At 41.9% G+C, this 5,654-nt stretch carries 4 protein-coding genes; all 4 read left to right on the top strand.

What is annotated here, in order from left to right; genetic code table 11:
* Positions 1-479: 479 nt before the first annotated feature.
* Complete coding sequence (gene rhaS, locus PLK24_RS07555; protein WP_324477816.1) at positions 480-1,487, top strand: rhamnose ABC transporter substrate-binding protein; 1,008 nt, start codon at positions 480-482, stop codon at positions 1,485-1,487.
* A gap of 85 nt (positions 1,488-1,572) precedes the next feature.
* The gene (locus tag PLK24_RS07550) at positions 1,573-3,105 is read left to right on the top strand and encodes a sugar ABC transporter ATP-binding protein (protein ID WP_324477814.1); all 1,533 of its coding nucleotides are present in this window, start codon (positions 1,573-1,575) and stop codon (positions 3,103-3,105) included.
* A gap of 36 nt (positions 3,106-3,141) precedes the next feature.
* Entirely contained in the window at positions 3,142-4,170 is a 1,029-nt protein-coding gene (locus PLK24_RS07545; RefSeq protein WP_324477812.1) for an ABC transporter permease, read from the top strand.
* Entirely contained in the window at positions 4,163-5,155 is a 993-nt protein-coding gene (locus tag PLK24_RS07540) for an ABC transporter permease (RefSeq protein ID WP_324477810.1), read from the top strand. The genes PLK24_RS07545 and PLK24_RS07540 overlap by 8 nt, the downstream gene beginning before the upstream one ends.
* The last annotated feature ends 499 nt before the right edge of the window (positions 5,156-5,654 follow it).

Genomic DNA, 5,654 nt, shown 5'->3' with positions numbered 1-5,654 from the left:
CCACAGCCGTCATCCTGAGCCCATACTTCTCTACGGGCGTGAGGATCTCTGACACTACAACCGTCATCCTGAGGCTTCGTATTCAGAAGCCGTGAGGATCTCATCTTTTATATTTCTTTGTTTTTTATAAAATTCTTTAAAAAATGGGATTCTCACGTCGCACGATATGCTCCTCCCTCGCCCCCTCACCTCTCTGATCTTTACGTCTTCATCTGGAACTACAGCGAAGCATGGGGTCGACCACAAAAAAGCTCATCTAAAAATTATTTTTTCAAAAAATAAATCCTCTCTGGTTAAAAATTTAATATTGCCTTGACAGGAAGCAAAGTGGATACATAAAATAATAGTTAGAAAAATATTTTTTAAATCGGTAAAGGGAGGTGAAGAATTTTCTTATATTTGTTGATCATTTAGTAGGTTTCAAAGGTGTAGGCAAAGTTTAATGAAATTGTAAGTTTTATAAGGAGGTAGAAAGAAAGATGAAGAAGCTTTTCACACTTCTTTTGGTTATTTCGGTGGGAATATTTCTTATGTCTGCAAATGCCTTCTCCGAAGGTCATACCGTTGCCATGGTTGTGAAAAACTTAGGTAATCCATTTATGGATGCCTGCGGCAAAGGAGCAGAAGAAGCCCTGAATGAATTAGGCGATACTCTGATTTTCCAAGGACCAGCGACCCCCACAGTAGAAGGTCAAATCGAGATCATAGAAAACCTGATTGCCCAAAAAGTCGATGCTATTTGTGTAACTGCCAATGACTTTGATGCTTTGGTTCCGGTGCTTAAAAAAGCCATGGATAATGGTATTAAAGTGGTATCATTTGACTCGGCAGTGAATGCTGGAGGACGTATTGTGCATGTCAATCAGGCAGATTCTGAGCAAATTGGAAAATTGCAAGTACAAGCTGTCGCGGAAATGATTAATTTTGAAGGAGAAATTGCGATTCTCTCAGCTGGAGCAACCATGACCAATCAAAACACCTGGATCGAGTTTATGAAAAAAGAACTGGAAGATCCCAAGTACGACAAAATGGAACTGGTTACCATTGTTTACGGAGATGACCTGCGAGATAAAAGCTACAATGAAGCGATGGGTCTGTTTAAATCTTATCCCAATCTCAAAGGAATTATTTCACCTACTACAGTAGGAATCAGCGCAACCGCCAAAGCTATATTTGATGCTGGGCTGGTGGGGAAAATACAATTGACCGGACTCGGGCTTCCCAGTGAAATGGCGGAATGGATTCACAACGATACCTGTACTGCAATGTTCTTGTGGAATCCAATTGACTTGGGTTACCTGGCTGCTAATGTGGCTGGCCTGCTATGCCATGGTGATATAACCGGAAGTGAAGGAGAAAAATTTACTGGTGGGAAAATGGGAGAATATACTATTGTAAAAGCTGCCGATGGGGGAACTGAAGTATTGCTTGGACCTCCTTTCCGCTTTGATAAAAGTAATATTGATGATTGGAAAGATGTCTATTAAAGAAGCACGAAAAAAGGGCAGGAAGTTCATTCCTGCCCTTTTATAATATATTCCTAAAGTTGAGCTTATTAATGGGAATGGCGATATGGATAAGGATCGTTATATTTTAAGGTTAAAAGGAGTCTCGAAATTTTTCCCCGGTTTGAAAGCATTAGACCAGGTTGATTTTGATCTCCGATACGGAGAAATCCATGCCCTGGTTGGTGAAAATGGAGCTGGAAAATCAACTCTCATTAAAATAGTAACGGGAGTTCACCAACCAGATGAAGGAGAGATTGTTTATCAAGATCAGCGAGTCATTTTTTCTAATCCCATGGTCGCCAACCGCTATCAAATTGCGGCTGTCTATCAACAACCAGCTTCCTTTCCTCATCTTACTGTTACCGAAAATATTTTTTTAGGTCATCCCCTCATTCAACCGCAGAGCAGGAGATTACTCTGGAAAGAAATGCATCAACAGGCAAAAGCACTGCTATCCTCATTAGGGGCTGAGGTAAGTCCAACCGCTGTTATGGGTTCTTTGAGTGTAGCCCAGCAACAGATGGTTGAAATTGCCAAAGCCTTATCAATCAATGCCAAAATTCTCATTATGGATGAACCAACTGCAGCCCTTACCAGACGAGAAACTGAGGACCTCTATGCTATTACGAGAAAACTTCGTGATCAAGGAACATCGGTTATTTTTATATCCCATCGTTTTGAAGATATTTACGAAATTGGTGAACGGGTGACGGTACTGCGGGATGGGAAAAGTGTGGGAACTTGGAAAGTTAGCGATATTAGTGAAAAAGAGCTCATTAAAGCATTAGTTGGGCGGGAAATTACTCAGATGTTTCCAAAAAACCAGGTTACTATCAAGGAAGAACTTTTAAGAGTAGAAGGGCTTTCTCGAATTGGTTATTTTTCTAACGTTTCATTTTCTTTGCGAGCTGGAGAAATTCTGGGTTTCAGTGGTTTGGTTGGCTCAGGAAGAACCGAAGTTGCCCAGGCGGTTTTTGGAATTGCTCCAGCCGATAGAGGGAAAATATTTGTTGAAGGGAAAGAGATAACTATTCAAAGTCCTATGGACGCCATTTCCCATGGTATCGGATACCTTCCGGAAGATAGGCTCCGACAGGGCCTATTTCTTCCGATGAGCATCAATGACAATATCACCATAACCATTGTTGATCAGCTTAGCCGGAGAGGGTGGCTTAATCCGCCAAAGGAACAGGAAATATCGACGAAGATGTTGAACCTTCTGAAAATCAAAGCTCCTGATGTTTTCCATTTGGTCAGTTCGCTTTCCGGTGGGAATCAGCAAAAAGTGGTAGTGGCGAAACTGCTATCTGCCCGGCTTAAAATACTCATCATGGATGAACCGACTCAGGGAGTTGACGTGGGTGCCAAAGCAGCAATTCATCAAATTATGTCGGACCTCGCTGCTGAAGGCTTTGGCATTGTTATGATTTCTTCGGAAATGCCGGAAATATTGGGGATGAGTGATACGATTTTGGTTATGCATGAAGGTCGAGTTAATCAGATTTTTAACCGTGAAGAGGCAACTCAGGAGATACTTATGGAAGCAGCTGTGAATGTGGATCGTTCCTTTGTAAAAAAGGGATCGACGCTGGGTTGACAGAAGATAGATAAAAATTTGTGGTGAACTGAAAAAATGAATACGAATGAAAAATCAAAAAGCTTAAGAATGCTAATTAAAATCAGGGGATTTCGGGAATTCGGTATTATCATTTTCATAATAATTATCTCTATTCTGATTGGAATCCGGAATCCTCGTTTTTTAACCTGGGGAAACATCCATGATATGCTTTTAGACACTGCTATCCTATCTATCTTGGCGGTAGGGATGACGCTGGTTTTGGTCACTGGGGGCATAGACCTTTCTTCAGAGTCAGGGTTAGCGCTTACCGGCATGATTGCTGGGATGATGATTAAGGATAACCCTCATTTATCTCCTATATTCATGCTGTTATTTGGGATTGTATTGGGAAGTATATTAGGGGCGATAACTGGTTTAATTGTATCCAAGGGGAAGGTTTTCCCGATCATCGCGACCTTGAGCATGATGTATGTATACCGGGGAATTACCTTTATTATCAGCGGGGGGAAATGGATCAACGCTTATGAAATGCCCGATTCTTTTAAAACCATGGCTACCGGTAGATTGCTGGGGTTTTCTAACCTAATAGCTATTGCAATTGTGGTCTACCTCGTTTTTTATTTTTTTGTCAAACATACCCGAACCGGAAGAGAAATCTACGCAGTAGGTAGCAATATCGAAGCAGCCCGTATAATTGGAATAAATACCGGATTCATTATTTGGCTGGTTTACACACTATCTGGTGCTTTGTATGGATTAGCAGGAGTGATGTGGGTTGCTCGCTACGCTTCGGCACAAAACGATACTGCTTCTGGCTTTGTGATGACTATCGTTGCCGCCTGTGTTTTAGGTGGGGTGAGTATCAGCGGTGGAGTAGGGACTATATCAGGAGTTCTCTTAGGGTCAATAATGATAGGAATTATTAATAACGCCCTTCCTATGATTCGAGTATCTCCTTTCTGGAAAATGGCTTTACAGGGCCTCATAATATTAGTAGCTGTTTTAGTGAATATTCTCATTACTCGCAATGCCGAAAAAGCTCAATTGAAACAGAGAGAAGCGAGGGCTAAGTACCATGAGTAAAAAAGAGAGTTTTAATTTTAATACATTATTCCGCTGGGAAGGGTTGCTGGTGATCTTGATCATAGGTACATCGATTGTAAATGGTCGACTATCAACCCACTTCTGGAGTTACGCTGGTATTATGGATGCCCTGGCAGTCTTCCTGGAAAAAGGTTTCCTGGTCCTTTCCATGGTATTTGTCCTCATCATTGGAGATATCGATATCTCAGTAGCGTCGATCACCGCTCTTTCTTCGGTGGTGATGGCGCTTTTTTTTAAAGCCGGCCTGCCTATGGAGTTAGCAATTTTTGTCGCTTTAGCAGTTGGTGCTGGTTGCGGTTTTTTCAATGGGTTGTTGATATCTCGAATACCCAATCTATCGGCAATTATCGTTACTTTGGCTGGTTCGTCCCTTTATCGAGGAATTGCCTATATACTCCTTGGTGACCAAGCGGTTGGAGGTTTTCCCTCTTGGTATTCCTATCTTGCCTGGGGATACATCGGCAAAACCAATATTCCTTTTATAATGGTGGCATTTCTTCTCAGTGCGATTCTTTACGGTTTTATTCTTCATCGGAGTACTTTTGGGAGAAAAGTATATTCTATAGGTAACAACTTAACCGCTGCTCGTTTTTCAGGGGTTCCGGTGGCAAAAATCAAACAGATTATCTTCACACTTAACGGATTGATGGCAGGAGTGGCGGCAGTCTTTCTCACTTCAAAATTGGGAAGTTCGAGGCCGAATATAGCTACCGGTTACGAGCTCGAAGTAATTGCAATTGCCGTACTTGGTGGGGTGAGTCCCTCCGGTGGGAGAGGTGGTATAGTTGGTGCTTGTTTAGCACTCATTCTCATGCGCTTACTCCGCTATGGGATGGGTTTGAAAAACATTCCCGGTCAAGTGATGATGGTGATTATCGGAATTGTATTGGTTTGCGTTGTTATGATTCCTAACCTTCTTACCTTTCGGAAAAAGCCGATCAAGCTCAGCAAAACTCAGGAATAATTAGGAATTTCTATCCTGAAAATCCACTAATGCTTAAAAATGCCGTCATCCTGAGCGGCGTTTTCCCGCGTGAGGATCTCATCTGACACCGCAGCAGGCGTCATCCTGAGGCTTCGTATTTCGAAGCCGTGAGGATCTCATCTTTTAGATTCTTTCTTCATATATATTTTAAAGGATGGGATTCTCACGTCGTCCGGTAAAAAACACCGGACTCCTCAGAATGACGGAACAGTAAAAACTCAAATCCCCCTAACCCCCTTTTCTAAAGGGGGAACTAATTTTCCCTCGCCCCTTGGTGGGAGAGGGTCAGGGTGAGGGGGCAACTCATTTTCATCCTCATCTGGTGCAAACGAGTGGCATGGAAACCTAGAAAAATTCAATTGGAATATAAACCACTTTTGGTTTAAGGTTTAAATTTTTACTGATATAATATTTGCTAGGATTGCTTCGATATTTTGAGATAATCAATAACATCGAAGCTTAACCATTGGTCTGTTTC

Origin of the sequence: Atribacter sp., from assembly GCF_035418125.1 — a bacterium.
In the GTDB taxonomy this organism is placed as follows: domain Bacteria; phylum Atribacterota; class Atribacteria; order Atribacterales; family Atribacteraceae; genus Atribacter; species Atribacter allofermentans.
This window is presented reverse-complemented; position numbering and strand designations above follow the sequence as displayed.